At 63.1% G+C, this 26,292-nt stretch carries 25 protein-coding genes; 9 read left to right on the forward strand and 16 right to left on the reverse strand.

What is annotated here, in order from left to right:
- Window positions 1-107: 107 nt before the first annotated feature.
- From NEZ08_RS16040 to NEZ08_RS16075, 8 genes are all read right to left on the reverse strand, one after another.
- Window positions 108-908, reverse strand: coding sequence for an ABC transporter ATP-binding protein (locus NEZ08_RS16040; protein WP_298108731.1), 801 nt, complete (start codon window positions 906-908; stop codon window positions 108-110).
- A complete protein-coding gene (locus tag NEZ08_RS16045; RefSeq protein ID WP_298108734.1) occupies window positions 895-1,704 on the reverse strand; it encodes an ABC transporter ATP-binding protein in 810 nt (269 codons plus the stop codon). The genes NEZ08_RS16040 and NEZ08_RS16045 overlap by 14 nt, the downstream gene beginning before the upstream one ends.
- Window positions 1,701-3,617, reverse strand: a complete 1,917-nt coding sequence (locus NEZ08_RS16050; protein ID WP_298108737.1) for an ABC transporter permease — start codon at window positions 3,615-3,617, stop codon at window positions 1,701-1,703. Before NEZ08_RS16050 ends, NEZ08_RS16045 begins: the two co-directional genes overlap by 4 nt.
- 12 nt (window positions 3,618-3,629) lie before the next feature.
- Window positions 3,630-4,796: an ABC transporter substrate-binding protein gene (locus NEZ08_RS16055; RefSeq protein ID WP_298108740.1), complete on the reverse strand. Its 1,167-nt coding sequence runs from the start codon at window positions 4,794-4,796 to the stop codon at window positions 3,630-3,632.
- A gap of 105 nt (window positions 4,797-4,901) precedes the next feature.
- Window positions 4,902-6,239: a Rieske 2Fe-2S domain-containing protein gene (locus NEZ08_RS16060; protein WP_298108743.1), complete on the reverse strand. Its 1,338-nt coding sequence runs from the start codon at window positions 6,237-6,239 to the stop codon at window positions 4,902-4,904.
- Between the two features lie 153 nt (window positions 6,240-6,392).
- Window positions 6,393-6,521, reverse strand: a complete 129-nt coding sequence (locus NEZ08_RS16065) for a hypothetical protein (protein WP_298108746.1) — start codon at window positions 6,519-6,521, stop codon at window positions 6,393-6,395.
- A 271-nt stretch (window positions 6,522-6,792) separates the two neighbouring features.
- On the reverse strand, window positions 6,793-7,938 hold the full coding sequence (locus NEZ08_RS16070) for an aminotransferase class V-fold PLP-dependent enzyme (protein ID WP_298108749.1): 1,146 nt from the start codon (window positions 7,936-7,938) through the stop codon (window positions 6,793-6,795).
- Window positions 7,939-8,023: 85 nt separating this feature from the next.
- Window positions 8,024-9,133 (reverse strand): DUF2336 domain-containing protein, encoded by a 1,110-nt coding sequence (locus tag NEZ08_RS16075; protein WP_298108752.1) that lies wholly within the window; start codon window positions 9,131-9,133, stop codon window positions 8,024-8,026.
- A gap of 289 nt (window positions 9,134-9,422) precedes the next feature.
- Here NEZ08_RS16075 and NEZ08_RS16080 point away from each other — a divergent pair, with 289 nt between their 5' ends.
- The 3 genes from NEZ08_RS16080 to NEZ08_RS16090 all read left to right on the forward strand — a co-directional run bounded on the left by NEZ08_RS16080 (window position 9,423) and on the right by NEZ08_RS16090 (window position 12,506).
- A complete protein-coding gene (locus tag NEZ08_RS16080) occupies window positions 9,423-10,670 on the forward strand; it encodes an MFS transporter (RefSeq protein ID WP_298108754.1) in 1,248 nt (415 codons plus the stop codon).
- 5 nt (window positions 10,671-10,675) lie between these two features.
- The gene (locus NEZ08_RS16085) at window positions 10,676-11,602 is read left to right on the forward strand and encodes an ABC transporter substrate-binding protein (protein ID WP_298108757.1); all 927 of its coding nucleotides are present in this window, start codon (window positions 10,676-10,678) and stop codon (window positions 11,600-11,602) included.
- 415 nt (window positions 11,603-12,017) lie between these two features.
- Complete coding sequence (locus tag NEZ08_RS16090) at window positions 12,018-12,506, forward strand: CDP-archaeol synthase (RefSeq protein ID WP_298108759.1); 489 nt, start codon at window positions 12,018-12,020, stop codon at window positions 12,504-12,506.
- A 12-nt stretch (window positions 12,507-12,518) separates the two neighbouring features.
- Here NEZ08_RS16090 and NEZ08_RS16095 read toward each other — a convergent pair whose 3' ends face one another.
- Window positions 12,519-13,457 carry a metallophosphoesterase gene (locus NEZ08_RS16095; RefSeq protein ID WP_298108761.1) on the reverse strand — a complete coding sequence of 313 codons (939 nt, stop codon included), beginning with the start codon at window positions 13,455-13,457 and terminating at the stop codon, window positions 12,519-12,521.
- Between the two features lie 372 nt (window positions 13,458-13,829).
- Between NEZ08_RS16095 and NEZ08_RS16100 the strand changes: the two genes are divergently transcribed.
- Window positions 13,830-14,723 carry a transporter substrate-binding domain-containing protein gene (locus tag NEZ08_RS16100; RefSeq protein WP_298108764.1) on the forward strand — a complete coding sequence of 298 codons (894 nt, stop codon included), beginning with the start codon at window positions 13,830-13,832 and terminating at the stop codon, window positions 14,721-14,723.
- Window positions 14,724-14,740: 17 nt separating this feature from the next.
- Complete coding sequence (locus NEZ08_RS16105) at window positions 14,741-15,115, forward strand: hypothetical protein (RefSeq protein ID WP_298108767.1); 375 nt, start codon at window positions 14,741-14,743, stop codon at window positions 15,113-15,115.
- A gap of 110 nt (window positions 15,116-15,225) precedes the next feature.
- On the opposite strand, the gene NEZ08_RS16110 is transcribed toward NEZ08_RS16105, so the two are convergent.
- The 3 genes from NEZ08_RS16110 to NEZ08_RS16120 all read right to left on the reverse strand — a co-directional run bounded on the left by NEZ08_RS16110 (window position 15,226) and on the right by NEZ08_RS16120 (window position 18,059).
- A complete protein-coding gene (locus NEZ08_RS16110; RefSeq protein ID WP_298108770.1) occupies window positions 15,226-15,894 on the reverse strand; it encodes an amino acid ABC transporter permease in 669 nt (222 codons plus the stop codon).
- A gap of 121 nt (window positions 15,895-16,015) precedes the next feature.
- Window positions 16,016-17,272, reverse strand: coding sequence for an FAD-binding oxidoreductase (locus tag NEZ08_RS16115; RefSeq protein ID WP_298108772.1), 1,257 nt, complete (start codon window positions 17,270-17,272; stop codon window positions 16,016-16,018).
- A 31-nt stretch (window positions 17,273-17,303) separates the two neighbouring features.
- Window positions 17,304-18,059, reverse strand: coding sequence for an SDR family oxidoreductase (locus NEZ08_RS16120; RefSeq protein WP_298108775.1), 756 nt, complete (start codon window positions 18,057-18,059; stop codon window positions 17,304-17,306).
- A gap of 264 nt (window positions 18,060-18,323) precedes the next feature.
- Here NEZ08_RS16120 and NEZ08_RS16125 point away from each other — a divergent pair, with 264 nt between their 5' ends.
- Window positions 18,324-18,560: a hypothetical protein gene (locus NEZ08_RS16125; RefSeq protein ID WP_298108778.1), complete on the forward strand. Its 237-nt coding sequence runs from the start codon at window positions 18,324-18,326 to the stop codon at window positions 18,558-18,560.
- A gap of 99 nt (window positions 18,561-18,659) precedes the next feature.
- Here NEZ08_RS16125 and NEZ08_RS16130 read toward each other — a convergent pair whose 3' ends face one another.
- Window positions 18,660-19,865: an MFS transporter gene (locus NEZ08_RS16130; RefSeq protein ID WP_298108781.1), complete on the reverse strand. Its 1,206-nt coding sequence runs from the start codon at window positions 19,863-19,865 to the stop codon at window positions 18,660-18,662.
- Between the two features lie 212 nt (window positions 19,866-20,077).
- On the opposite strand from NEZ08_RS16130, the gene NEZ08_RS16135 reads away from it, so the two are divergent.
- Window positions 20,078-21,373: a DUF445 domain-containing protein gene (locus NEZ08_RS16135; RefSeq protein ID WP_298108783.1), complete on the forward strand. Its 1,296-nt coding sequence runs from the start codon at window positions 20,078-20,080 to the stop codon at window positions 21,371-21,373.
- A 561-nt stretch (window positions 21,374-21,934) separates the two neighbouring features.
- Here the strand turns inward: NEZ08_RS16135 and NEZ08_RS16140 are convergent.
- Window positions 21,935-22,555 carry an NYN domain-containing protein gene (locus NEZ08_RS16140; protein ID WP_298108786.1) on the reverse strand — a complete coding sequence of 207 codons (621 nt, stop codon included), beginning with the start codon at window positions 22,553-22,555 and terminating at the stop codon, window positions 21,935-21,937.
- Between the two features lie 588 nt (window positions 22,556-23,143).
- Here NEZ08_RS16140 and NEZ08_RS16145 point away from each other — a divergent pair.
- Window positions 23,144-24,502, forward strand: coding sequence for a sulfatase-like hydrolase/transferase (locus NEZ08_RS16145; RefSeq protein WP_298108789.1), 1,359 nt, complete (start codon window positions 23,144-23,146; stop codon window positions 24,500-24,502).
- Window positions 24,503-24,579: 77 nt separating this feature from the next.
- Here NEZ08_RS16145 and modA read toward each other — a convergent pair whose 3' ends face one another.
- Window positions 24,580-25,344, reverse strand: a complete 765-nt coding sequence (gene modA / locus NEZ08_RS16150; RefSeq protein WP_298108792.1) for a molybdate ABC transporter substrate-binding protein — start codon at window positions 25,342-25,344, stop codon at window positions 24,580-24,582.
- 105 nt (window positions 25,345-25,449) lie between these two features.
- Window positions 25,450-25,725: a hypothetical protein gene (locus NEZ08_RS16155; protein ID WP_298108795.1), complete on the reverse strand. Its 276-nt coding sequence runs from the start codon at window positions 25,723-25,725 to the stop codon at window positions 25,450-25,452.
- Window positions 25,726-25,926: 201 nt separating this feature from the next.
- Here NEZ08_RS16155 and NEZ08_RS16160 point away from each other — a divergent pair, with 201 nt between their 5' ends.
- The gene (locus NEZ08_RS16160; RefSeq protein WP_298108797.1) at window positions 25,927-26,172 is read left to right on the forward strand and encodes a hypothetical protein; all 246 of its coding nucleotides are present in this window, start codon (window positions 25,927-25,929) and stop codon (window positions 26,170-26,172) included.
- Window positions 26,173-26,292 lie beyond the last annotated feature (120 nt).

Below are 26,292 nucleotides of genomic sequence, written 5' to 3' on the forward strand. Positions count from 1 at the left end.
GCGCAAGCGAGTGAGCCCGGACTCCTTCGTGCCACACGCCCCATGGGAGAAATGGATTCCGGGTTCTGCCCTGCGGGCTCGCCTCGGAATGACGACGGATAACCGCCTCACGACTGCGCATCCGCCTTCCCCCCAAACATCACCCCGCGCAATTCCGCCGCCAGCACGGCGACCGCAGCTCCGGACGTTTCCGTCGTTCCGCTCATGCCGAGATAGCGCTCGGCGACTTCCCGCGAGTTCAGCAGGTCCTTCGCTGCGCCCGATAGCGTGATACGGCCATTCTCGAACACATAGCCGCGGTCGGCGATCGACAGCGCTGCCTTCGCATTTTGCTCGGCGAGCAAGATCGTGATGCCTTGATCGCGCAGCGCCACGATCAGGCGGAAGATCTCCGCGACCAATAACGGCGCAACGCCAAGCGAGGGCTCGTCCAGCACCAGAATTCTCGGCTTGGCCATCAGCCCGCGCCCGATCGCCAGCATTTGTTGTTGCCCGCCGGAGAAATTGCCGGCGATGTCGTTCATGCGCTCGCGCAACACCGGAAACAGCGCCCACACGGCTTCGAGCTGCGCAGCGGCATCGGTCTCCGCCACCGCATAGCCGCCGAGGATGAGATTTTCCGCAACCGTCATGCCGGAAAAGATCTGCCGTCCCTCCGGCACATGGGCGATGCCCCGCCGCAGCCGTTCGGCGGGCGGCAGCGCTTCAATCGCCTCGCCGTCAAGCAGGATCTGGCCGGCCTGCGGGCGCAGCAATCCTGAAACGGCTTTCGCCAGCGTCGACTTGCCGGCGCCGTTGGCGCCGAGCAGCGTGACGATCTCGCCGCGCTCAAGCGTGAGGTTGATATCCTCCAGCACGCGGTGACGGCCGTAGCCGATCGCGAGCGATCTGAGTTCAAGAAGCGGCATGGTCTTCGCGTCCCAGATATGCCTCAACCACGCGGCTGTTGCCTTGCACCTGCGCCGGCGTGCCGGTCGCGATGATCGCGCCGGAATCGATCACGACCACGCGATCGGCGACATTCATCACCAGCGACATGTTGTGCTCGACGACCAGCACGGGGATGCCGAGGCTGCGAATCGCGCGCAACAGATTCGCCAGCTCCTGCGTTTCGGTGTCGTTGAGGCCCGCCGCCGGCTCGTCGAGACAGAGCAGTTTCGGCTCGGCCATCAGCGCGCGTACGATTTCAAGCAGCTTCTGCGCGCCCATCGGCAGTTCGGTTGCGTGGGTTTCGGAAAAGCTCGACAAGCCAACCAGCTTGAGCATATCCGCGGCGCGCCGGCGCATGCGGCGCTCCTCGTCTCGCGCGGCGCCACGCCACAGCGCCTGGCTATAAAACGAATGACGGCCAAGGCGATGACCGCCAACCATCACGTTTTCCAGCGCCGTCATGCCCGGAAACACCCGCGCCGACTGGAAGGTGCGGACCAGGCCCAGATTTGCGATCCTGACCGGAGACAGCTTGGCGAGATCGCGTCCCGCGAACACCACCTTTCCTGCATCGCGTGCCATGATGTTGGTGACGAGGTTGAAGACCGTGGTCTTGCCGGCACCGTTCGGGCCGATCAGCGCGGTGACCTCGCCCGGGCGCACGTCGAATGACACGTCGTTGATGGCTCTGAGCCCGCCAAAACTCTTGGCAAGCCCGCGCACGCTGAGGATCACGTCATCGCCTGTCTTGGCCTCGGCGAGAATCGCAGTCATGACGCTTGCACCCGGTCGCGAACGGCGCTGAGCTTCGCCGGCGCATTGCCGCGTGTGCGGCCGAGCCGCGTCGCGAGCTGGATCAGCAAGCCATAAATCCCCTGCGGCAGATGCAGGAAGCTTGCGACCAGGAGCGCGCCCGACGCAAAGGTCTTGTAGATCGCGAGCGGCGCAAAGATCACCGGCAGCAGCGTTAAAAGCAGCGCGCCGAACAGGCCGCCGGCCAGCGTGCTTTCGCCGCCGATGATCAGCATCGCCACCAGCTCCAGCGAGCGCGAGGTGCCGACCATCTCAGGCGCGAGAAAATTGAAGAAGAAGGCGTAGAGGCTGCCGGCGAGCGAGGCCAGCGTCACGCTGATCAGGAAGGCTGCCAGCTTGTAGCGCAGGGTGTTGATGCCGAGCGCGGCGGCCGCCATCTGGTCGGAACGGATCGCCTTCAGCGCGCGGCCAAAGCCGGATCGCAGCGCGCCGAAGAGTCCGACCAGGATGATCATATCGAGCGCCAGCACCAGGTAATACATCGCGCGGGGGTTTGCGAAGGTGAAACCGCCGACCGAGAAGGAAGGGATTCCGACCAGCCCGGACGGCCCGCCCGTGATGTCGATAAAGCCGACCGCGCAGGAATCGATGAGCAGGCCGAAAGCCAGCGTCGCCAGCGCGAGATAAAGCCCGCGCAGGCGCAGCGTCACCACCGACAGCACGAGCGCGCAGGCGAGCGACACGCCGATGCCGGCAAGGATCGAAAGCACCGGCGCAATGTCGGTGTTGATCGCAAGATAGCCGGAGGTGTAACCGCCAATCGCCATGAAGCCGGCCTGGCCGAGGCTGACCTGGCCGGCATAGCCCATCAGCACGTCGAGCCCCATCAGCGCCATGAACAGGATGGCGGCAATGACGAGACCACTCATGATGCCGTTGTCGGTGACCACAACAGGAACGAGCGCCGCCACGATCACCGCCAGCGCCGCCAGCGGCCAGCCGAGATGCGCCGGCAGTTTGGCGGCGTGACCGACGGCCTTCACGTCGTCGCGGGTATCCTGCCGCCGTGCCACCCCGCCCCGGATCAGGCCCTGCGGCCGCCAGATGAGGACCATCAGCAGGATGAGCAGCGAGATCGCGCTGGAGAACAGCGAGGAGATGTAGGCGGTCGACAACTGCGTCACGAGCCCGAGGAACAGCCCGCCGATGACCGCGCCTGGAAACGAGGCCATGCCGCCGATCGCAGCCGCGACGAAGCCGGAAATGGTGAACAGCCGCCCGGTATCGAACTGCAACGAGGTGGCGGGTGCGACGATGACGCCCGCCATCGCCGCGATCAGCGTCGCCAGCCCGAAGCTGAACAACGTCATGCGCGGCACGTCGATACCCATCAGGCTTGCGGCCGCGGGATTTTCGGCGCAGGCAAGCAAGGCTTTCCCGAGCCTGGTGCGTGCAATCAGAAACCACAGCGCGGCGATGATGAGCGCGGTGACGCCGAACACCCAGAACGCCTGCGTTGGAATGGTGATGCCGCCGAACGCCAGCGGCTGTTCACCCGAAAACGGCGGCATTGCGTAGGGCTGGCTGCCCCAGACCACGAGCGAGAAACCCTCGATCATGGTCAGGATGCCGGCGGTCAGCATCAGCACATTGGCATTGGAGAGCCGCGCCAGGGCCGGCACGAAGGTGAAGCGTGCCAGCACGACGCCTGCGACCACGGTAGTGAGCACCGCGGCCGGAATGGCGATCGGCAGCGGCCAGCCCCAGGCGACACCGAACGTATAGCCGATCATCGCCGCGATCAGCGCAAAGCCGCCTTGCGAGAGATTGATCGCGCCGGTGACGCGATAGATCAGCGAGAAGCCCAGCGCGATCGCGGCATACATGCTGCCCACGACGAGCCCGCCAATCGCGATCTGGACAAACTCAAGCACGAGCGGGTCGCATCACTGCGCGCGCGGAATGCCGAGGGGATCTGAGACCACGTCCCAGGTCTGCGCCGCCGCATCCCAGCGCGTGACGACGACGTTCTGTTCGCCGAGCCCACGATTGGGAACCGCCTTGAAATCGTAGAAGCCGTTGATGCCGGCGACGCCCTTGAGATCGTGGAAATAGTTGCGCAGATCCTCCGCCGTCGCATCCGCCTTCAGCTTGCGAAGCGCGCCGACGACGAGAAGCGCGGGATCCCAGGCATAGGTCGATGGACCATCCGGCTTGATGCCGGTGCCCTCGAACGCCTTGTAGAAGGCGGCCTTGGCGCTTGCGGCTTCATCCTGCTTGGCCGGCTTGTCGTTCTTGAGAAAATCAGCAGCCGGAATGTAAAGCTCCTTCGGCAGGAAGGCGGCATACTGCGCCATCTGAGCATAGGTCTGATTGCCGTTGGTGGTCGCCACCGGGAGCTCGAGGCCGGCATCGTGGATCGCCTTGAAGACGGTGCCGATCGGTCCGCCGGTCGACCACGCCACCAGCACGTCGGGATTGGCCCCCTTCAGCCGCTGAATCTGCGCAGACGCGCTGACATCGGTCGGGTTGAGCTGCGCTTCGGCAACGAGTTCGACATCCTTATGGTCGTTCTCGGCGAACAGCGCCCTAAAATTCTTGTACGCGTCCTGCCCGCTGGCATCGGTCGAGGTGATCAGCGCGACTTTCTTCCAGCCTTTGCGGCCGAAATAGCGCAAGAGCGCCGCGGCAAGCTCCTTGGTCGAGATGCTTGAACTGTAGATGAAGCTGCCGGGCGCCGGATGCACGCCGGGCGAGAAGCAATATAGCAGCGGCCCATTCTTCATCAGCGGGGCCATTGCATTGCAGAGCGCCACCAGCGCCGAGCCAAGAATGACCGGCGGATTCGACACCTTGACCTGGTTGGCAAGTTGCACCGCGACCTGGGGGCTCGATTGATCGTCATGAAAGACGAATTTCAACGGCTGGCCGTGGATGCCGCCCTCGGCGTTGGCCTGTTTCTCGAATTGCTCGAGCGCCTGCTGCTCGGCCTTGCCGAGAAAGGCGCCGCCACCGGTCAGCGGCAGGATGACGTTGATCTCGCGATCGGCGGCTTGCGCGACAGAGAGACCGCCGAACAGTGCGGCGGCAGCAAGAGCAATGCGGAAGCGCAATCGATCCTCCCGAGACTTTTTGGCGTTTGTTGGTTGCGGCTTTCGGCGTTTTTAGCGACTTCCTGGCTGCGGCGCCATCGCTACGGCTTTGACGTTCGTAGCATGTCAGGCCGCCGCGCCCGCCATCGCCTTGTCCGTCTCATCCTCTTCGAGGCCGGCCAAGACTTTCACCTCTTCGTCGGAGGCGCCAAGCGTCCGCCACGGGACGGTCTTTTCCACGACGCCCTGGTAGGAGCGCAGCTTCGCCTGCGGCAGCTTTGGCGCGATCTGGCCGATCACCCGGCCCTCGTCAGCGAAGGCCTTCGCCGCATCGATCATCAGGCGGCGGAACTGCACGATCGCGATATCGCTCGCGCCGAGGCGCTCCTGCGTGCGATCGGCGATCGCGCCCATCGATTCCCACATCGCGATGTCCTGGTTGGGAATGCCCAAAATGCCGGTGAAGCTGTCGCCTCCCGCCATCGCGGCGCGGTCCTGAAGATAGTCGTTATGCGCGTGGCGCTTGATCGGGCGGAACTGCGCGTCGACGTCGACGCCGACCTCGAGCACGCAGAATTTTCGCCACGCCTCGGTCGAGATGCCGGCCTGGTCGCCTTCCGCCCAGGCGATGAAGTGGAACGTGCTGGAGGTGTCGCTGCGCGGCACGATCACGCTCGTGACGTTATAGGTGCTGTTCGGCGGGATCAGCGCGGTGAACGGCGCGACATAGGTGGTGATGCGGACGTAGTCGTGGGTGCTGGCGTTGGCGATCGGCCGGCGGATCGCGGCATAGCGCATGCCGTAGTTCGTCAGCTGCACCTGGATGCGCGGATTCTTGTCGGTCGACGGCCGCACCCAGTGATCGCCTTTCGCCTGTGCCTCGCCCTTCGCCGGGCGCATGTCGGAGGAATGCAGCGTGGAGGAATGCGCGGAGTCGATCTGCCCCTCCATGATCTGCGCCCAGTTGCAAGGCAACTCGACCTTGGCAATCGCGACGCGCGCCTGGTCATGTGGCGACCACGGGGGCGCCTCGAATTCCGGCATCGCGTCCGGCGGCCCCATATAGGCCCAGACAAAGCCGCCGGCCTCGCGCGTCGGGTAAGAAAGGTGCTTTGCCTTTTCCGGCAGCGCGCTGGCCTTGGGCTCGGACGGCATATCGACGACGTTGCCATCGGTGTCGAACTTCCAGCCGTGATAGAGGCAGCGCAGGCCGCATTCCTCGTTGCGGGCGAACGCGAGCGAGGCCTTGCGGTGCGGGCAGGCTTCGCCGAGCAGCCCGAGCTTGCCGTCCGAGTCACGGAAGGCGACGAGCTTCTCACCAAACAGCTGCACGCGGACCGGCGCGCCGTCGGCCGTCACCTGTTCGGACAGCACCGCCGGCACCCAATGGCGGCGCATCAGCTGCCCCATCGGGGCGTCGCCCTCGACCCGGCATAGCAACTCGTTTTCCGCTTGCGTCAGCATGGAGGCCTCTTTCGAAGTCCTTAGTGTCCTAAGTATCCCTATAGTCCGGGGGCGGCCGTCTCGTCCAGAGGGGCCGGCAAACGCATAGCGGCCGCCCTTTCGGGCAGCCGTCCGCCTGCGCAGGAAAAGTCTACTGTCGTTTGGGCCGCCGGCCTAGATGCCGAACATCCAGACCGCGACGATGGTGCCGAGGACGGCAAGGCCGGACACGGTCCATCCCACCGCGTAGGCGCCGTCGTCGGCCGGCGGCTGGTCCACCATCTGATCGCGCCATTCGGTCATGAGAGCCTCCTTAAGGCTTACTCGTGAGTTGCCTCTTGGCGAATAAGTCGCGCGCGGAGGCACAAAGTTCACGGTTGACGAACCAATGCGGATGGGGGCAGTCGGGTTCCGAGGCGAACGGGCGAGCAGCCCCTCTTTTCCTTCCGAACTGCGGTAGGCTCCCTCGCCCCCGCTCTGTCGCCGGCGGGAAGAGGCAAAGAGGCGCCCCAACCCGAACTTGCTTCGCCTCGGTCCTCTCTCCCCCGCTTCGCGGGGCAGCGATCAAGTCGACTTAAATCCTCTTCTTCAGCGCCATGACGAACCGGTCGATGTCTTCCTCGTCGTTGAAGACATGCGGCGAGACGCGCATGCGCGCCAGCCGCGGTGCAACATAAATGCCCTCTCCGGCCAACGCTTCGACCAGCCCGCCCGGGAGGCCCCCGGCGAAATTGAGGCTGAGAATGTGCGGCGCACGAAACCTGGCATCCATGATCCGGACCCTGGTGCCATCAAGGCCATCCGCCAATCGGGAGGTAAGCATCGCAAGACGCTCGGCGACCGCCTCCGGGCCCCATTCGGCCATCATCTCCATGCCGATCGCGGCCATTTCCATCGAGATGAAATGGTCGCGCTCGCCCATGTCGAACCGCCTGGCGCCGCTGACGTAGCTGAGGTCGGCGAAATAGATCTCGGCGTCCGAGTGGATTTCGCGGCGGCCAAAGCCGGTCTGCTCCAGCGGAATGCCGTTCTGGTGGCGCCTCGCGATGTAGATGAAGGCGCGGCCATAAGGCCCGAGCAGCCATTTGTAGGTCGGGAAGATCACGAAATCCGGATCGAGCTTCCTGACGTCCATCGCGACGACGCCGACCGCGTGGGTCGCATCGATCAACAGCAGAGCGCCGTGACGCTTGAGCGCCGCGCCGACCCTGGCGATGTCGATCATCCCGCCGTCCGACCAGTGCACCGAGGAGATTGAGATCAGTGCCAGCCGCGGCGCACCTGTCCGCTCGATCGACGCCAGCACGGCCGCGGTCCAGTCGCCGTCGAGCGGCTGACGCACCGTCTCGACGGTGAAGCCCGCTGAGGCGGCGCGCGTCTGCCATTCCAGCACCGGCGAGGAATGGTCGTTTTCCAGGACCAGCACCCGCGTCGCCTGGGGGATCGCGAGAATCCTGCCGACTGTTGCAACGCCATAGCTCACGGAGGAAATCAGCGCGATGTCGCTTGGGTCGGCGTTGATCAGCCGCGCGGCGGCGCCTCGCGCGCGTTCGTGCTGGCGGCTCGCGAAATCCGCATCCAGCATCCACGGCGCGCCCTTGCGCCCCACGGCCTCGCGCGCCGCCTCCTGGGCGCGCAGCGGCAATGGGCTATAGGAAGCCGAATTCAGATAACAGATATCGCGCGGGACACCAAAGAGACCGCGCTGCGACTCCAGCATGTCAAATCTCTTCGTCGAAAAGCACGTCAGGGTAGCCGCGGCCGATCTCGGCCGCTACCCCTACAAAAAGCAATGGACTTTGTAGTTAGTGCAACGGTCGAGGCATGGATGCGCTCTGACCGGCCCGCCAATGCGACTGATAGACTTCCAGAATGCCGCGGGACATCCTGATATCGGCGCGTTTGAACTCGGCCTTCAGGCTCTCGAGCTCACTGGACGAAATGCGATGATTCTCCGCGCCCAGGAACAGCAGCGCCATCGCGGTGTCCCACGAAAATGCCAGTGCCTTCGCCAGGACCAGGATCATGTCGCGGTTGTTGACGACGAGCATCTGTTCGATGACGCCTGACGGCAGCGAGCAAAGCAGCGACAGCGCGATCACCGCCTCCTCGAACCTGTGCGCAAGCGCATAGGCGTAGATCGTCTTCTCGTTGATCCGGCCCGCCTTGTGCGCTTCCGTCACGGCCTGCTTTAGCGCCAGGTAACTCTCCTGCCCGGGACCGAAGCTGGAATAGAGCTTGCCGGCAGCCTGGCTCACCGACGCCTGAATCTCCTTCGCGAGCTCCGGACGTTCCTGCTCGAGCTTGCGGCGGACCTCGTCCGAGGCCTTCGCGATCAACTGGCGGAACATCTGCGGGCCGATGTCCTTGCGCAGGCCGATCCGCTCGGCGAGCACGGCATCGCCAGCCGCGCGCTTGATCATCTGGCGGAAGCCGAAATCGGAAAACCGCGCGCCGTCGTTGGCGGCGACCGATTGCACCACTTCCTGGTTGCCGCGCGTCACCAGTTCGTCCGTCACCTCGATCGGCACCGAGGCGCGCCTGGCGATCGCCAAGAGGTGCGGCTGGCCCTTGGCTCGGACGTTGGCCACCAGCGCCTTCACATCGAGCCGCGGCGAGAATTGCAGGACCGGACCTGCAACCACGATGGCATCGTCGAAGGCAAGCATCTGGACGACCTTCGGCGGCGCGTTGTTGGAATGCGCCAGCCGGCGCGACAGCTCGGCCCGCGCCGCCAGTTCGATTTCCTCGGCGAGCCGCGTGATCACGTCGCCAAAGAGGCGGATCTGCTCTTCGCTGAACTCCCCGCCGACGAGAATGTCGGTCGCGTGCCACAGCGCTTTCGCGCGGCTTTCGCTCGAGCCCCGCTCAATCGACTCATTCAACTGTTGCAATGCGTGACCGACTTCAGACATCGAAATATCCCGGTAACAGGCAATCGAATTTCTAAAGCCATAGAGCCAAATTTTTAATGGCGAGCCTTCGCTTTCCATCGGTTTTTGGACCTGGGCGGTGACGGTCCATTAACTCTGGCACCCCGGCCGCGGGTTCATCGACGGACGGAAACGGCAAAGCCTTCTGCAAGCACCGCATTTGACATGGCGTTTACCGTTCGCTTACCTCATCCTGAATGGCAGAAGCCGTAAAGCCCGCAGGGCATTCCTACGGTAAAGCGGCCAGAAGCGACGGGATTTGGGGAAGGCGATGGATCAGACTGCAACGTCTCCGGGCACCGAGGCGACCTCACGCGCAACGGATAGTGCAATTGCGGTTGCCGCTATCGCCGTACTGATCGTCTCCTATGCCGTGAATGCGATGGACCGCACGCTGTTTCCGCTGATGCTGACCGACGTGCGCCGCGAATACGGCTTCAGCCTGCCGCAGGGCGGCCTGCTGTCGACGGTCTTCACGCTGGGAATGACGCTCGCCGGCATTCCCACCGGCTATTTGATGTCCCGCTATTCGCGAAGGTCCGTGATCCAGATCGGTATCCTGATCTACTCGGCTGCGACCGTGATCACGGTCATCGCGACCGGCTTCTCGGATATGCTGTTCTACCGCACGATCACCGGCATCGGTGAGGCGATGCAGCTCACCGCTCTGCTCGCTGTCTTCTCCAGCTACTTCTCACGCAATCGCGCCGCGGGCGTGGGCCTGCTCAACTACGCCTATGCCGGAGGCGCTGCGATCGGGCCATGGCTGGGCGCAAGGCTTCTCGTCGGCTATGGCAGCTGGCGCGCGCCGATGATCGTCTTCGGCCTCATCGGATTGGCGATGATGGTCCTGATCGCGGCCGTGGTGCGCCCGCAACTGAGCGAAACCAAGGGCGAAGAAAACAAGGCCGTCGCTTCCGGCGGCGCAGCGTCGCTCAACAACCGCAACTCGATCGTGCTGGCGATCCTGAGCATCCTGTTCGGCCTGGCACTCTACGGCTATCTGGGCATGTACCCGACCTTCCTGCGCGAGCAGCTCCACTATGCGCCGCCGGACGCCGGCCGCGTGATGAGCATCTACGGGCTCGGCGTGCTGGTGTCGCTGTTCACGGGATGGCTCGGCGACCGCTTCTCGCCGCGTCTGGTGCTGGCCCTGAGTTTTCTCGTCGCAAGCGGCGTCTCGGCGCTGCTCTTCAACGGGCCGGCCGATTTTGCCACGCAAGGCGCGCTGTCCTTCGTGCTGGGCGCGACCTTCAGCGGCACGATCTTCGTCAATCTTGCGGCCTGCCACGTCAAGGCGGTCGCCGCAAACCTGGCAGGACGCGCGTCCGGCCTGTTCGTCACCTGCGTGTATGGCTCCGCGACCGTGGCGGGCTATCTCATCGGCTGGATCGCGAAGCTGTTCGGCTGGACGCTCGCCGGCAATCTCCAGCTCGTCGCGCTGTGCATCGTCGGCGCCGTGATCGCTCTGTTGCTGCGGCCCGCAGCAATGGCGCGCCAAGCCAAAGCTGCGGTGTGATAGCGATGACAGGCAGCAAACTTCCAGCCGTTACCGTCAACGTCTTTCCCGGTGGTTTCAACTGGGGCGTCTATGTCGCACAGGACAAGGGCTTCTTTGCGGAGGCCGGCATTGCGGTCGAGGTGCAGGGCACGCCGAACTCCGTCACCCAGATGACGGATTTTTCGCTTTCGCGGTTCGACATCGCGATGACGGCAGTCGATAACATCGTGGCTTACGTCGAGGGCCAGGGCGAGGCGCCGATCGGACCGCAGCGCGATTTCATGGCGGTGATGGGCAGCGACAGCGGCTTTCTCAGCCTCGTCGCGTCGCCCACGGTCGCTGCTATCGAGGACCTCGCCGGCAAAACCTTGTCGGTCGATGCGATGACGACCGGCTATGCGTTCGTTCTTTACGAGATCATGCGCCGCCACGGCCTCGACAAGGACCGGGGCGATTACGAGGTCGTCCGCGCCGGGGGCATGGTGCAGCGCTGGACTGGCTTGCGCGAAGGCAAGCATGCGGCGACGCTGTTGTCCGCGCCCTACAACATCATCGCAAAGAACGCGGGCTTCACCGAACTCGTCAAGGCGACCGATGTCATCGGCCCCTATCAGGGCAATGTCGCCGCCGTGCGCCGGCCATGGGCGCAGGAAAACCGCAGCAAGGTCGATGCCTATATCCGCGCCTACCGCCGCGCGATCGCCTGGCTCTATGAAGCCGATAACCGGAGCGAAGCGATTTCGATCTTGCGGCATCATCTGCCGCAGATGCCGCCCGAGATCGCGGAAGCGAGCCATCGTGAACTGCTCGATCCTGCCGGCGGATTCTTCAAAACTTGCGAGATCGACCGCACCGGGCTCGACTGCGTGCTGGAACTTCGCAGCCGCTACGGCCTGCCCCGCAAGCAGCTGAGCGATCCCGCCAAATATTGCGATCTGAGTTTTGGATGATTCCTTCATCCGCCAAATCGTGATCCGGAAAAATTTGGTAGCGGTTTTCCGAAAAGATCATGCTCGATCAAAGAGCTGAAGTGCAATGACGATTCAGCCTGATCTGATCGCGCTTTAAAGGCGCCTGGCGGGCTTGGCCCAGCGATCAACGTCTTTCTTCCCACCGGCGCCGAAAACGTGGATGCCCCGTACATCGCTTTATGAACTCGCGGGCGAGTGGTATCAACACCAAATCCACTCCACTGGTGCGGCGAATTTGAAGTGGCTATCCGTGTTGCTGCAAGTTCGTCATGTGAAGCAACCTCAAAGCCGCATCGGAATCGACAGGTTACCTTAGCTCATTTGATTTCAGAGTTCGCATCAGAGGTTGCCGCGAACCTTGCGAACTTCAGAATCGGATCTCCAGGCTGCAATCATGCACCTCATCCAGCTGACGAAGATCCTGGCGCTGGTGGCACTCGCCAATGGGGCACCGCTCGCCGCGCGGAAGCTCCTTGGAGCGCGCTTCGTCCTCCCCATCGATGGCGGCCGAAAATTCCTGGATGGCCGGCCGCTGTTTGGCCCGTCGAAAACCGTTCGCGGCGTCGTCGCTGCCATCGTCATCACAACGTTCTGCGCACCCCTCATCGGGCTGGAGATGAGCGTCGGCGCGATCGCCGCCGCCGCGGCAATGGCCGGCGACCTGTTATCGAGCTTCCTCAAGCGCCGCCTGAATTTTCCGCCGAGCAGCCAGGCGATCGGCCTGGACCAGCTGCCGGAGTCGCTTTTCCCGATGCTCGCGTGCCGCGATGCGCTCTCCCTGACGCCGGCCGATATCATCCTCGGGCTTGCAATCTTCTTTGCCGGCGAACTGATCCTGTCGCGCATTCTATACAGTGTTCACCTGCGCGATACGCCCTACTGAACGCGGCAAGAACTAGCCGCGTCGAAGACAGTGCAGGGTGATTTCCGGCGGGCAGTTCAAGCGCACCGGAACCACGCTCGATCCCGCGCCCAGGGACGTGTAGCCGCGCATGCCGCCATGCTCCCAGAGCCCCGACCCCATGCGGCGCGGCAGGGCAGCTTCCAGCTTGATCGGGATCGACCCGGGGAGGCAAAGCTGGCCGCCATGGGTATGACCGCTCAGCATCAGATCAAAGCCGGCGTGGGCCGCTTGCCGATAAATCTCCGGCGTATGCGACAGCAGAATCGAAAAGCCGCCTTTTGGAATTTGCGACGCCGCCTTTTCGATATTGTCGACGCGGTAGAAATGCGCATCGTCGACGCCGGCCAGATGGATGCGCTGATCGCCGCGCGCGATCACCTCGCATTCGTTGAGAAGCATCTTGATTCCCATGGCTTCCATCGCGGGCACCATCTGGATGGTATCGTGGTTGCCGAGCACCCCGTAAATCGGCTGCCTGAGGTGCGCCGTCACCTTTGCCATACCCTCGAGCGCGGCGTCGAACGGCCCGAAGGTCTTGCCGCGGTAATCGCCGGTCAGAACGCAGAGGTCGTACTGCATGCCCTCGACAAGTTCGCTGACATTCTCCATGGCGGCTTCGCTCATGTCGACATGCATGTCGCTGATGTGGAGGATCGTATAGCCGTCGAACGCCTCCGGCAGCGTCGAAAACCGCATTTCGTTGCGCCGGACCGTTACGCGCTCTGCGTTTTTCCGAGCCCGCCAGTACATCCCGGAGAGCTTCAGGACGGCCTCGATGATTGCCGGCGCCAGCAAGGTATTCTCGAGATTGAAAAAGACGAGCCCCTGGCCGAATACCTGAGCCTCATGGTCCGCCTCGATCCCCAGCCGTTGCCGGGCGTGAAGCGGCCCAAGACGCCTCTCCAATTCGTGCAGGATATTTTCGTCCACGATGCCCCCTCATAACTCGCCCTGCTCGGCCAGGACGCGCGCCTGCTGCGACACTATATCGTTTTCGGCCCTGGAGCGTCCCCGTTTGACATTCGTATCCTGTCGCAGCAAGCACTTTCAGGAATGTCAGAATCAAAGGGCACGAGGAATAATAATTCCGGCATGGCTTTGACGCTGACCTTGCTTCGCAGAACCGCGGTGGCACTGAAAGGAACGTCAGGTCGCCACTCCGTGTCGCTCTTTTCGGCGACAACATATCCATCCTCCCCGAAGCCCGATCGGCCTCCGCCGCCGGTCAACCTTGCTCACGCTATTGCTGGCCTGCGGCACGCACGCTAGGCTCGCACTGGATATTCATGGCAGGAGGCCCCCGTGACAAAGCCGGACGAGCACAAGTCGGACGAGAGCAGGATTTCCGAGGACCGCCGCGAAGCGCTGCGCTATGCGCTGGCGATCGGCTCCGGGGCCGCGCTTGCCTCCTCGCTTGCCACCCCGGCCTCGGCGCAGGGTGCGGCCGACACCACGCTCGACCGTATTCGCGCCGCCAAGGTGCTGCGGATCGCGGTGCTTCCGGGCGAGTTGCCGTATTTCAACAAGGATCTCGCCACCGGGACCTGGTCGGGCTTTTCGATCGAAATGGCGAACGACATCGCCAAACTGCTCGACGTCAAGCTCGAATATGTCGAATCGACCTACGGCAATTCCATCCTCGATCTGCAATCCAACAAGATCGACCTCGGCTTTGCGCTCAACCCGACGCCGCAGCGCGCGCTAGTGGTCAATTTCACCAATTTCGTGTTTCCGCATCCGTTCGGCGCGATGCTGAAGAACGGTCTGGAGGCCAAGACCTGGGCCGACATCAACAAGCCCGAGGTGAAGATCGCAGTGGACGTCGGCTCGGCGAACGAGGCGGTGGCGCGGCGTTTCGCGCCGAACGCGACCATCAAGTCGCTGAAGTCGCGCGACGAGGTGATGCTGGAGATGGCCTCGGGCCGCGTCGACTGCGTGGTCAACGCGCTGGTGCTGGGACTGACCGCGATTGCGAAAAACCCGAGCCTCGGCACCTACAAGATCCTGCAATCGCCGACCGTCACCGTGGCGAGCAGTTGCGCGGTCCGTCACGAAGTCGACAAACGCTGGCGCGATTTCCTCTCGGTGTGGATCGACTACAACCGCGGCATCGGCCAGATGCGCGAATGGTTCGTCAAGGGGCTCGCGCTTTCCGGCGTCAAGCCCGAGAACGTGCCGGTGGAGCTGAATATCTGAGGCTCTTCCCCCGGGTCATGCGTCACTTCATCACGGTCGCGGCAGCGAGCCTCAGCCTCGCCGGCTGCGGCGGCACGCTGTTCCCGGGCGCGGGAACGGTGGAAATCGCCATTCAATCGACGCCGGCTGGCGCGGACGCGATCACTTCGCTTGGTCCCGGCTGCAAGACGCCCTGCACCGTCGCCGTGCCGTCACCCACTGACGATTTTTCCGTCAGCTATGCACTGAAGGGTTTTGAACCGATGACAGTTCCGGTGCATATCACCCGCAGTGTCGGCAGCCTCATGACGCCGCCATTTACGAGCTTCAATCCCGATCCGGTGGTCGCACAGCTTCAGCCGGTCGCGCCGCCGAAGCTCCCGAGAAGAAAGAAGCTGACGGCAGGGCAATAGTGTTGTTGGCGTCCGGAGCCGAAGGACGAGCCGGGATTTCTCCCTATGTCGAGCCTTCGAGGCCTACTCATCCGCAAGCGAGGCGAGGTGAAGGAAACGAAGAAATTGAATCACGCCTTGTCATAGCTCATGCCGCGCTCGAGCCGGCGCGCCACCAGCGTCGACGGAAACAGGATCGCAAAGTAAATCAGCGCGACGATGGTATAGACCTCGAGCGGCCGGTAGGTGTCCGCGTTGATCAGGGTTGCGTTGTAGACGAGATCTGGCACCGCAATCACGGACACCAGCGACGTGTTCTTCAGCTGCGTCACCGACTGATTGACATAAGGCGCGAGCATCGGTTTGAGCGCCTGCGGCAGGATCACGAGCCGCAGCAGCCGCCATGGCCGCAGTCCCAGCGCACGCGCCGCGTCCCACTGCCCCTTCGCCACGCTCTCGATGCTGCCGCGCACGATCTCGGCATAGAATGCTCCGCCGTACAGCGAGAGCACCGTCATCGCGGCCACATGCGCGGGGATATTGACCCCGATCACCACCGGAAACGCGTAATAGAACCAGATGATCTGCACGAGCAGCGGCGTGCAGCGAAACAGCTCGATATAGGCGACCAGCAGCCAGTCAATCACGGGATAGCGCCGCAGGCGCAGGATGCCGACGACAAGCCCGATCACGCTGCCGAGCAGGATGGTGCCGACGGTGTAGACCATGGTCCAGCCGAGCCCGAGCCAGAACAGATGGCTGTACTTGGCAAGGATCCCGAAATCCCAGACGTAGTTCATGCCGGCACCCGCTCACATCTCGCTTCGCATGTCGGCATGGGTTCCTGTCTTCCTTTCAGCATGATCTGACCGGAAAACCGGATCCTCCTATTCCGGATCATGCTCCTAGGGTCTCCGGACCCTAGATGTAACGGCTCGGCGCAAAAGCGCTCGTATCGAAGGACGGCTTCTCGCCTGCGATCATCGCCGCGATCGCATCGCCGGTCGCAGGTCCCGTCGTGAAGCCGATATGCTGGTTGCCGAAGGCGAGCCACAGGCGCTGATGCCGCGGCGCCTTTCCGATCATCGGCAGACTGTCCGGCAGCGTCGGACGCGCGCCGCGCCAGGGCTCGCCGACCGCCGCGCCGAACTCGACGACGCCGCGCGCCAGCGGCACCACCATGTCGAGTTGCGCAAACGAGGACGGCGCGTCGCGGTCGGTCAACTCGACACCGGAGGTGACGCGAATGCCGTTTTCCATCGGGCTCATCAGGAAGCTGCCTTCGGCATCATGGATCGGACGTTGCAATCGGCGTGCCGGGTTCGGCGTGAACTCCTGATGATAGCCGCGTTCGGTTGCGAGCGGCACCCGATAGCCGAGGGGCCGCAAAATGTCGGCCGACCACGGACCGAGCGCGACGACGACATGGCGGGCTGCAAGCGTGCCGTCGCCGACCACGACGCGCCAGCCGCCTTCATGTGGCTCGACGGCCTTGATGTCGGACCGGCACACCGCCCCGCCCAGACTTTGAAGCATCCGCGCATAGGCTTTGGTCACCGCACCCGGCGAATCCACCGATGCCGTCTGGGTGTGCAGCAGGCCGACCTTGTAGACCGGCAGGATATTCGGCTCGAGGGCGGATATCGCCTGGCGATCAAGCAGTTCGCTCGCAATGCCGAAGCCGGCAAGGAAAGCCTGCTCAGCCTTCGCCGCCTCCACCGCATCGCTGCGCCAGGCCTTCAGCCAGCCGGTCTCGCGGATGCGCTGCGGCGCACCAGCCGTGACGATCCACTCACGGTGCAGTTTCAATGAGGCGTTGATCAATCCATGCAGGGCGGTGGCACGTGGACGTGTACGCGACGGCACAGCATTGCCGAGAAAGCGCGCGAGCCAATCGAAGTTCTTCATCGCCCAGAGCGGATTCCAGCGCAGCGCCGCGCTGGTGTTGCCGAGATAAGAGGGCAGCGCGCTCCACAAGGAGGGCTTGTTGAGCGGCAGGATCGAACCGCTCGAGAGAATGCCCGCGTTGCCGTAGGACGTTTCGCTACCCGGCTCGCGGCGGTCGATCACCACGACCGACAATCCACGTTGCCGCGCTGCGACGCCGGCCGACACGCCGACGATTCCTCCCCCAAGCACGGCGACGTCGACTTGCGACCCGGGGATTTTGTCAGACATTCACTTCAATCCATGCGCTAAATAGGTGTGGCTAAATCAGAGTAAGCCCGCCGTCGACCGGCAGCGACACGCCGGTTACATGCGAGGCCGCAGGCGACAGCAAAAAGGCGATGACGGCGGCGACTTCGTCGGGCTCGGCGAGGCGCGACAACGGATTTGCGCTCGCGGCTTTTTGCCAGCCCGCGGTGTCGAGCGCGCCGGAAAGCCCGGCATCCTTGCGGGTAAAGCCGGGCACGACGACATTGGCAGTTGCTCCTGAACCGGCAAGCTCGATCGCAAGGCACTTCACCAGCGCCTCGAGTGCAGCCTTGGCCGCGCCCGATCCGGGATAGGTCGAATCGGCCGTGAAACGATGCGCGGCAAAACTCGAAACCGCGACGACGCGGCCGTGCGGCCGCATCAAATCCGACAGCGCTGCACTCGCCATTTCATGGAAGCTTGCGGCCATCACCGCGAACGCGCGCTCCAGGCTCTCGCGCGGCAACGCTGCAAAGCCGCGCCGGTCGGCAAAGCCCGCCGCATGCACGATCCAGTCGATCTGACCAAACGCATCACGTGCGGCGCCGACAAGCGCCGAAGCGGCTCCCGCGCGCGCGAGATCGCCGGTTGAAATCCGAACCTTCGCCCCCTTCCGCTCGCATTCGGCCGCGGTGTCTTTCAGCCGGGAAATCCCTGCCGCATCGCGGCCCTGACCATGCAGCATCAGGTATGCGTCGGGTCCGGCGAGACGGCGCGCCACTGCCGCACCGATCCCGGACCCTCCCCCCGTAATGATCGCAACCCGCAAAACTCAGCCCCTGGTGCCCGCTTTCCGAAGTTCGTTCTCCATGCCGGCCTGCGACTATAGGTCCTGCCGCCTCGAATGCCAACGATCGCCTCCACCATCGTTATTGCACGGGGACTGCGCACCAACGCGTGCGCGCGCCGGAGGCAGGTGCTTGCCTGTTCCGTCACAGTTTCGTGCGCACGCGATTACAATCCGGGGTTTCGGGAACACCTTCCATGTTCGCCGGTTGGCATGAGCGCTACGTGTCCGATTCAGGAGATTCCCATGAAAACCAAACTTCTCGCCTCGGCGCTTTTGGCAGCTTCGCTGGTCGGTGCGCCGGCGGTCGCCTTTGCCCAGTCGGAAAAGGCTGCGCCTGAGACCAAGTCCGAGGCCACGATGACGAAAAGCCATCATGCCACGCGAACTCATATGAGGCACGGCACCACCACCGGGATGAGCTCGTCGACGAAAGCAAGGCCGGGCGGACGCTCCGTTTCGCGGAAGCCCCCCAGCAGCTGATCTTCGTCGCGTAACCAACCCGGTTCGTTCCGGCATCGGACACGGCGTCGAGGTCGATCCGACCTTGGTGCCGTGCCGAGTGCCTTTTCGTGCCTCGGCCTAGGCCCAAATCAAAAGCGTGCCGGCCACCAGCATCGCCGCGACCGCCGAAGCCGCCAGCGACCAGTGAATCCCGATCAGGCTTCCGATGAAGCCGACCGAAATGCCGCTGAAGGTACGCAAGCCCAGACTTGCCATGTTGAACAAGCCGATGACGCGGCCGCGTTTGTCGGGCGGTGCATCGAGTTGAACAAGGCTCTGGGCCATGGCGTTGAAAGACAGTTCAAGGAAGCCGGCGGAAAGCAGGAAGCCGACCGCGAGCCAGTAGGCACCGGCGAGCGAAAACACCGTCAGCGCGCCGCCCCACAGCAGCGCCAGCATCATCGCGGTGCGCGGGCGCGGTGGCAGCAGTCCCCCTCCCTCCAGAATCAGCCCCGCGAGCAGTCCGCCGGCGGCGTCGGCCGCCAGCAGCATGCTGTAGGCAATGCCGGGATCGCCGTGCCGGAGGTCGGCCGCAAAGTTCGGCATCTGCGAGCTATAGGCATTGCCGACGAAGAACGACGCCGCGCCCGACAGCAGCACCATCGACACGATGGTCGGATGTGCCCTGATCTCGCGCATGGTGGAAAGGATGTCGTTGAGCCCGCGCACCGCGCGCCGCGGTGCGGCCCAGCCCTTGCGGAAACGCGGCCCGTAAGGAGCGCCGATCAACCACAGCACGAGCGGCAGATAGAACACGGTGTTGAGCATGATGCCCCAGGCAGGACCGAAGGCGAGCAGGATCGCCGCGCCCACCGCCGGCCCTGCGAGCACCGCGAGATAGCGCGCCATCGCGTTGAGCCGCACCGCGCTTTCGAGTTCGGCCGGCCCGACGATGTCGTAGAGCAGCATCTGGTTCGGGGTTTGCCACAAGACACCGGCGCAGCCGTGGATGACGAGGATCGCCATCGCCTCCCACGTCTGCAGGGAATCCGTGAAGAAGAAATAGCCCCAGCTCGCGGAGGCGATGATGAAGAGCCCCATGCCGCATTGAATGACGCGGCGCGGGTCGACGCGGTCGGCGAGCGCGCCCGAGGCGACTGAAAACAACAGGAACGGCAGCCAGTGCGAGACGACGGCAAAACCGCCGAGGGCCGGCGAATGGAATTTCTGAAATACCACCCAGTAGCTGATCACGTGCTCGATGTTGTCGGCCATCATGGCCAGCACGTAGGTGGTGAACTGCGCGCGAAAGCCGGAATGGCGCATCGCTGCAAAAGAGCGCATTCTTGGCGCCGGGGGCTGAACCCCCGTGGGCATGCCGTCGTTCATGAGAGGGAATTCCTTGCGGATACGGAAGAGTTCGCAGGCGGACGTCCGGGCCGCGCATTCTGACAGTTGAAGCCGCCGAGCGCCCTTCACTCCCCGCAGCCTTCAGCATACCTATGGCAGACCTGATATCAAACAGTCATGCCGAATGAGAGCTATGCCAAATTCTGATGCGATCTCCTGACCTCGCACCTCCCGAAAGCCGCGCCAAGCCCGCCTCGCGCGCCATGTCTGCGCGCGCCACCACGCACGAGCGGCGGCGCGCACTGCGCCGGGCGCGGACGCTGGCAACCTCCCTCCTGCTGTTGATGCTCGCGATCTTTGTCGCGACCTCGATCGGCATGAAGCAGTGGCCATGGCTCGCTTACGTGCGGGCGTTCGCCGAAGCCGGCATGGTCGGCGCCTGCGCCGACTGGTTCGCGGTGGTTGCCCTGTTCCGCCACCCGCTCGGAATTCCGATCCCACATACCGCCATCGTCGCCAACAGCAAGGAGCGCATCGGCGTCGCGATCGGCCGCTTCATGGCCAACAACTTCCTTTCGCCGCGAGTGCTCGTCGAACGCACCCGCGATGTCGATATCTCCGGCTGGGCAGCGCGCTGGATCCTGCGCGGTGACAATGCAAGCAATGTAGCGCAACGCACGACATCGTCGCTGAGCCAGGTGCTCACGGCGGTACCTCGCGAAGACCTCGACGCCTTTCTGAGCGGGGCCGTGCGCGCCGGCGTCGAGCACATTCCGGCCTCCGCCTTCGGGTCAAAGCTGCTCTCGCTGCTATGGGCCCATGGCGAGATGCAGGAACTCGCCGAAAAACTTCTCGCCTGGGCCTCGACGGCGCTTGCCGACAACCGCGAGGCGATCCGCGAGAAGGTATCGAAACGCACCTCTCGCCTGATCCCGAAATGGATCGACGGCATCGTCGCCGACAAGATCATCGACGGCGTCGCCCGCATTCTCGATGAAATGCGCGAGCCGAGCCATCCCTGGCGGATCGAGATGACCACGACGGTCGAGCAATTGATCGGCGATCTCGCAACGAAGCCCGAACTGATCGAAAAGGGCGAAGAGCTCAAGGCCAGAATGCTGGCCGCCCCTGCGGTGATCACGCAGATCGACGCGCTCTGGGTTTCCATCGAGAACCGGCTGGAGGCGCCGGAGACTCGGGCGCAGACCACGCGCCTGATCGAGCGTCTTCTCACCAACATCGGCGCGCGCATTCACAACGACCGACAGTTGCGCGACAGCATCAACCGCTGGCTCCGCGTCGCGGTGTTGCGAACGGTGGCGCCGCGCCGCAACGAGATCGCCGAGTTCATCCGCAAGGTGGTCGAGAACTGGGATGCCGACACGCTGACTGAGCGTATCGAACTCACGGTGGGACGCGACCTTCAATACATCCGCATCAACGGAACGCTGGTTGGAGGACTCGTCGGCCTCATTATTTTTGCGATCACCCAACTGTTTTAGGCGGATCCGCACGCGCGTTCGCTGTTGGTTTGTCACCGATCGAGCACGCCGTCTCTTCAGATTCGTCGAACAGCGCACAGACATTGCCGAGCCCCGGGGTGAAGGCAACCACATCGACGCCGTTTAGGATCGCTCCTCTCCATTGAGGGACCCGTCATTCAGATTTCAGATTCCGCCGCGGACGGGTACGGCGCTTTGGAACGGGGGCTAAAATAAGCTTTAGTTTGTCAGGTCGTGCCGTTCGTGCGAACATTGGTACAATTGCTTTATACATTGCCCCGACCGGGATATTAGCTGGTGGCGTCCATATTATTCACCTGCCCGAACACCCAATGGAAAGTCGAGCATAGGCTTCCGGACGACGATCCTCCTGCCGAGAGGGAGTACGCTGGAATTGTCTGTGCAAGCTGCGGCCGCGTTCATTTCGTCAACCGTGACGGAAAAGTCTTCAGGGCGGAGCTCAAGCAGCCTTAAGCCGATAAAGCGTCGGGGCTTCCGACGACGAACTGACGTGCCAGTGATTTAGCCCTGCTGACGAGCGGCCTGGCGCACGCGCTGCTTTCAAAATTCTCCTTGCTTCGATTGAACTGAAGCAGGCGTGCGTAGCTTGCGCATCTCTCTTGTCATTTTTCTCTTGTCATTTTCTTGTTCGGAGGATTCGCGATCAATCCTGGGCTGCAGCTCGGCAATGTCAGTGAAAACATCTGCCTGTCGACGCAACTCGTCGGCGATCATCGGCGGCTGACTGGCCATCGTGGAAATCACCGTGACCAGCACACCGCGCCGCTGCACGGCTTCAACGAGCCGCCGGAAATTTCCATCGCCGGAGAAGAGCACCATCTGATCTATATGATCGGCAAGCTCCATGGCATTTACAGCCAGCTCGATATCCATATTGCGCTTGAACTTGCGACGACCGCTGGCATCGACAAACTCCTTCGTTGCCTTGGTGACCACCGTGTAACCACTGTAGTCCAGCCAGTCGATCAAGGGACGGATCGAAGAAATTTCCTGATCCTCATTGACGGTCGTATAATAAAACGCACGTAAGAGCGTTCCTCGGCTTTCGAATTCCGCCAAGAGACGCCGGTAATCGATATCGAAACCAAGCGCCCTCGCCGTCGCGTATAAGTTGGGACCATCTATAAACAGGCCGATCTTGCTTCTGCTGGATGATGGCATTGCGCAAACTCGAAATGTGCGAGCCGATGCGGCTCGCATTCTGAGCTTATTGGGACAAGGAGAGGCTCAAGCGAGCTCTATGGAAGTACGGCAACCATCCGGCGCGCCTCCGCGAGACAGCGCGCAGTTCGCCACCGCAAGCAACAGCAACACCGTATAGTGTCATTCCGCTTGCGAGATTGACCCGCACCAATTGATTCTAATGCGGCGGGTTCAAGGTTTGGAGCAACATCTAGACCTGGATGATCCATATATCAAATTCCGACAGCGCGACGGGACGTCGCATCTCCGTGGACCTTTGCTCGCCGCAGCAGCGACGATTTTGGTTCAGATGCCGCAACGTTTGCACCGCACCCTTCATGCACTCCCTGCCAAGCTGACCTTCGCACTGCCTGGGCTCCCGGGCCGCTTCCAACCTCTTCAACCCTGTAGGATGGTCTTTTCGAACGGCTGGCAATCAAGTCTTTATTTCTCGCCTCTAGTTTGCGTTTACTAGATATTACGCGAACAGGTTGTGTCATGGATCACAGTCCGACAGCCGCGGCAAGCGGCCCGGTGGACGTGTGCGCCCCGCAGTGGCGGTGGCTTATGCAGCTCAGTTTGCCAAACGCGATGCTGATCGCGGCAGGGCTACTGCTGCCAAATCTGCTGTCGCTCGCGTCTCTGGTTCCAGGCTTCGACATCGGGCTGCCGCCGCGGTCCGCTGCGATCGCGCTCTATGCGAGCCTGGCAATCCTCGCCCGCAGCATTCCATTCGCCCTGACTGCCCTGTTGTTCTTTGGTCTGCTCGCGTTCGACATGGTCCAGACGCTGTCGCTGATGTTTCGTTTGGCACCCGGCGAGTTGATGAGGGCCCTCGACCAAGCGAGCCGCATCCACTTCTTCGCATCTCCGCTTTATCTGACATTGATCGGAACGTTGATGGTCGGCACGCTGGCCGCACTGGCCTGCCTGGCTCGGCGTAGCCTGCTGACGCGCGGCAATGCGCTCGTTCTGTTCACCCTCGCGCTTGCTTTTGGCGTGATCGACCACGCCGGGAACGTCCCGCTGCAGTACCAGTTCGGCTCGATTCTGGGTCGCGACCAGCCTGTGGAATCGGCGGCCGAGCGCTCGGGCTTCACGGTCTCCGCGGGCGCGAACGGCAGCAACGTCGTCATGGTCATCGCGGAAAGCCTCGGATACGTGCGCGACACCGCTGCGCGGGATCGCATCGCTGCCCCGCTTTACGGTGCCGACATCATCAAGGACTACGTCGTCACCGCAGGTCATACGCCTTATTACGGCTCGACGACCTCCGGTGAAATGCGCGAGCTCTGCAATACCCGCACCTTCTACGCCGAATTTGTCTTGAAGGACGGCGACTCCTGCCTGCCCAACCTGCTCGCCGCTCGCGGATACAGCAGTATCGCGGTGCATGCTTTTTCCGGCGGCATGTTTCAGCGTGAGAAGTGGTATCCGATCGTCGGATTCGATCAGGCACTGTTCGGAGACGACCTCGTCAAGACGACGCGCCGGACTTGCGGCAGCGCGTTCCGCGGCGCCTGTGACGCCGATCTGGCGCCCATGATTGCTGCGGCATCGCAACGGGCCGCCCTGGCCGGCAAGCCGCGATTCATCTATTGGCTGACATTGAACACGCACATTCCGGTCGCACCCGGCGAAGCCCTGACCAATTTCCATTGCGAACGTGACGACAACGGCTTCGGTGTGCCACAGGTTTGCCGAATGGCCGAGTTGTGGCACGACGTTTTCACCGTCGTCGCGACGATCGCGCGTGATCCAGCGGTCGCACCTGCCGAGATCCTTGTCGTCGGCGATCACGCGCCCCCGCTGTGGTCGAGGCGCGGCCGCGCACAATTCGCTCCTGGCGAGGTTGCGTGGTATCGACTGCAGCCGCGTCAGCCCCCGATCGGGCCAAATGCGCGTCAGACTGCGGTCAGAGGATAGGCACGGCTAATCGTCTCGAGATCCGTCACGTCTACTGCCCATCACGCAGCGGTTTTGGGCGCGGCTGCTTCCCTCAGTCAGTCCCCCGGCTCCATGCCTTTCGATTTAAAGAGCGCCAGAGCCGACGGGCCACTCAATGAAGCGATCAACTCCTTGGCGGCGGCGGCATCGCGCGTTGCCGTGCCAATGCCGGCGGCATACACGGTGTAGTTTTGAATTTCCTTCGGCAGCGGCCCGACCAGCGTGACGCCGGCATGCGGCACGATCTCACTGATCTGGTGAATTCCAAGCTCGGCCTGGCCGGACTCGACGTAGTCGGCGACATAGCCGCCCTGTTTGAGCTTTTCCTTTGGCTTGACTTGATCCGCTATGCCGAGTCGTTCGAGCAGCTTCTCGACATAAATGCCGCTGGAGCCGCCGCTTGCAGGATCGATGAAGCTGATCGACTTTGCCTCGAGCAGTGCCTTCTTGAAAGCCTCGACGGTCGAAATGTCGGGTTTGCTTGCGCCGGCTTTCACCATCACTCCGACGCCGACGCGAGCGAGGTTGGTGCGGCTGCCCGATATCACCTTGCCCTCGCTGGCCAGCTTGTCGACAGCCGCAGGCGTCATCACGACCACATCGAAGCTTTCGCCCGCTTCGATCCGCTTCATCAGTGCGCCGACCGTATCATTTTCGACCGAGACCTTGTTGCCGCTCGTCCTCTCGTATTCGGGCAGCAGCGCCAGTACCGTCGACCTGAAGGCTCCGGCGGTGAGCAGTTTCAGCTCGGCGGCTGGGCAAGCGCCTGCCCAAAGGGCGGCGCTCGTGACCCCAGCAAGCAGCAACGCCTTGTAACGCATCGCACCGGTTCTCCTGTCTCCCTGAAGCACGGGTTGCAGCCCGTGAGGAGCACAAAATGCCCGGCGCGTTGCTACGTGACTTCGGCGACGTGCACAAGAAGTGCCCTATATTTGTCCGGGCGGATGAAGGCTCGGATCCTCGCCACCGACCCTGGAGGGATCCCTTCCGCTGAAGCCGAAGTTCTCGCGGTTGCGCTGAAATTCGGGGTCGTAGTGCCCGCTGCGCGGATCCATATAGCCGGAATAATCCCGATAATAAGGCCGGTAGTGGTGAAGCCGGTAATGATGAACGTGTCGTGCAAAAACCGGCGTTGCCGTCAGCATCGGCACCGCCGTGGCGCAGATCATGGCGACAGTTGAGAGAGCAAGCTTGAACCGCATGACGATGATCTCTTTCTCGATTGTGGCGGAAAATCAACGCCCCGTGCGGATCGCCGTTCCCGTCAGTCCTACCATATCCTTCATCACGCGGCCCTGTTAAGAACACCAAGGCGTATTCCGGACCGCAGGGCGCCCTCTTGCGGGGGACGCCCCAGCGGCTTCGCGGCGGATGCGCCGTCGATTGGAAGAAAGGAAAAGATCATGAAGGTCAGAACATTGACTCTCGCAGCCGTGTTTGCGGTATCGAGCGGCCTCGCCTTCGCGGCCGGCGCGCCCAAAGGCGCTGCTGGCACCGGCGGAATAGGGAGTTCGACGGGCGGCGCGGGAACGGGCGGCACGTCCAGCAGCAGCACAGGCACCGGCGGCACCAGCGGTACGGCCCAGGGCTCCGGCGGGCTCAGTCAGGGCAACCAGAATTCGTCCGGTACATCGTCGTCGGGTCAATAGCGGCTGGCAGCCTGACCGCTGCCGCCAATGAGGCCGCTTGCCATCACATGTTCGGCTCGATCACTTCCTTCTTGTTGCGGAAGCGGGGATCGGCCCGCGCGGCTCTGCAGCAGGAACGCC

This window comes from Bradyrhizobium sp., assembly GCF_027451485.1.
Classification (GTDB): domain Bacteria; phylum Pseudomonadota; class Alphaproteobacteria; order Rhizobiales; family Xanthobacteraceae; genus Bradyrhizobium.

Bases quoted from the DNA above. Each gene is read 5' to 3' on its own strand.
- NEZ08_RS16040 (WP_298108731.1), bottom strand. From the start codon at position 908: ATGCCGCTTCTTGAACTCAGATCGCTCGCGATCGGCTACGGCCGTCAC.
- NEZ08_RS16045 (WP_298108734.1), bottom strand. From the start codon at position 1,704: ATGACTGCGATTCTCGCCGAGGCCAAGACAGGCGATGACGTGATCCTC.
- NEZ08_RS16060 (WP_298108743.1), bottom strand. From the start codon at position 6,239: ATGCTGACGCAAGCGGAAAACGAGTTGCTATGCCGGGTCGAGGGCGAC.
- NEZ08_RS16065 (WP_298108746.1), bottom strand. From the start codon at position 6,521: ATGACCGAATGGCGCGATCAGATGGTGGACCAGCCGCCGGCCGACGAC.
- NEZ08_RS16070 (WP_298108749.1), bottom strand. From the start codon at position 7,938: ATGCTGGAGTCGCAGCGCGGTCTCTTTGGTGTCCCGCGCGATATCTGT.
- NEZ08_RS16075 (WP_298108752.1), bottom strand. From the start codon at position 9,133: ATGTCTGAAGTCGGTCACGCATTGCAACAGTTGAATGAGTCGATTGAG.
- NEZ08_RS16080 (WP_298108754.1), top strand. From the start codon at position 9,423: ATGGATCAGACTGCAACGTCTCCGGGCACCGAGGCGACCTCACGCGCA.
- NEZ08_RS16085 (WP_298108757.1), top strand. From the start codon at position 10,676: ATGACAGGCAGCAAACTTCCAGCCGTTACCGTCAACGTCTTTCCCGGT.
- NEZ08_RS16090 (WP_298108759.1), top strand. From the start codon at position 12,018: ATGCACCTCATCCAGCTGACGAAGATCCTGGCGCTGGTGGCACTCGCC.
- NEZ08_RS16105 (WP_298108767.1), top strand. From the start codon at position 14,741: ATGCGTCACTTCATCACGGTCGCGGCAGCGAGCCTCAGCCTCGCCGGC.
- NEZ08_RS16110 (WP_298108770.1), bottom strand. From the start codon at position 15,894: ATGAACTACGTCTGGGATTTCGGGATCCTTGCCAAGTACAGCCATCTG.
- NEZ08_RS16115 (WP_298108772.1), bottom strand. From the start codon at position 17,272: ATGTCTGACAAAATCCCCGGGTCGCAAGTCGACGTCGCCGTGCTTGGG.
- NEZ08_RS16125 (WP_298108778.1), top strand. From the start codon at position 18,324: ATGAAAACCAAACTTCTCGCCTCGGCGCTTTTGGCAGCTTCGCTGGTC.
- NEZ08_RS16130 (WP_298108781.1), bottom strand. From the start codon at position 19,865: ATGCGCTCTTTTGCAGCGATGCGCCATTCCGGCTTTCGCGCGCAGTTC.
- NEZ08_RS16135 (WP_298108783.1), top strand. From the start codon at position 20,078: ATGCGATCTCCTGACCTCGCACCTCCCGAAAGCCGCGCCAAGCCCGCC.
- NEZ08_RS16140 (WP_298108786.1), bottom strand. From the start codon at position 22,555: ATGCCATCATCCAGCAGAAGCAAGATCGGCCTGTTTATAGATGGTCCC.
- NEZ08_RS16145 (WP_298108789.1), top strand. From the start codon at position 23,144: ATGCAGCTCAGTTTGCCAAACGCGATGCTGATCGCGGCAGGGCTACTG.
- modA (WP_298108792.1), bottom strand. From the start codon at position 25,344: ATGCGTTACAAGGCGTTGCTGCTTGCTGGGGTCACGAGCGCCGCCCTT.
- NEZ08_RS16155 (WP_298108795.1), bottom strand. From the start codon at position 25,725: ATGCGGTTCAAGCTTGCTCTCTCAACTGTCGCCATGATCTGCGCCACG.
- NEZ08_RS16160 (WP_298108797.1), top strand. From the start codon at position 25,927: ATGAAGGTCAGAACATTGACTCTCGCAGCCGTGTTTGCGGTATCGAGC.